The organism is Chitinolyticbacter albus (assembly GCF_024437655.1).
In the GTDB taxonomy this organism is placed as follows: domain Bacteria; phylum Pseudomonadota; class Gammaproteobacteria; order Burkholderiales; family Chitinibacteraceae; genus Chitinolyticbacter; species Chitinolyticbacter albus.
The window spans coordinates 1-740 of sequence record NZ_JANBVF010000074.1; the positions used below are offsets into that span (position 1 = coordinate 1).

The 740-nt window shown below is 67.3% G+C and carries 1 protein-coding gene; it reads right to left on the bottom strand.

What is annotated here, in order from left to right; genetic code table 11:
* On the bottom strand, positions 1–740 hold a 740-nt coding region (locus tag NLI84_RS18830; protein ID WP_255992367.1), incomplete at both ends, for a tandem-95 repeat protein.

Below are 740 nucleotides of genomic sequence, written 5' to 3' on the forward strand. Positions count from 1 at the left end.
TGCCGTTGCTGTCGGTCAGCACCGGCGCGTCGTTCACCGGGGTGACGTTGAAGCTCACCGTGTTCGGCACCGCATCGAACCCACCGGCGCTGTCCTGCACGCTGAAGGTGAAGCTGGCGTAGTCCATGCCGTTGCCGTTGGCGGCCGGCGTGTACACCAGGTTGCCCAGGTCGGTGACATTGATCACCTGGCTGGCACTGACCGGGACGCCGTTCAGCGTCAGGCTACCGGCTCCCGGCAGGCTGTCGATCCGCACCGCCTGCAAGGTCTGGCCCACATCGCTGTCGCTGAAGCCGAAGTCGCCGGCGCTGAAGCCGTGGCTGCCGTCTTCCAGCAGCGTGACGGTCTGGTCGGCCCCGGTCGGCGGGGTGTTGGCGCCGACGTTGACCGTCAACGTGCCGGTGGCGGTGCCACCGGCACCGTCGTTGATCTGGTAGCTGATGCTGACCGGGCCGGTGACGTTGCTGGCCGGGACGAAGTTGAGCGTGCCATCCGGGTTGAGCGTGACCGTGCCCTGGGCCGGGTCGACGCTGGCATTGGTCACCGTCAGCGGGTTGCCATCGAGATCGCTGTCGTTGGCCAGCACGTTGATGTTGCTGATCGGCGTGTTGATGGCGGTGCTGGCAACGTCGGTGCCCGCCACCGGGCCGTCATTGGTGCCGGTGATCACCACGCTGATGACGTGGGGGGTGCCATCGGCGCTGGTGACGGTGAACTGCTCCACCTTGGTCTCGCCGGCC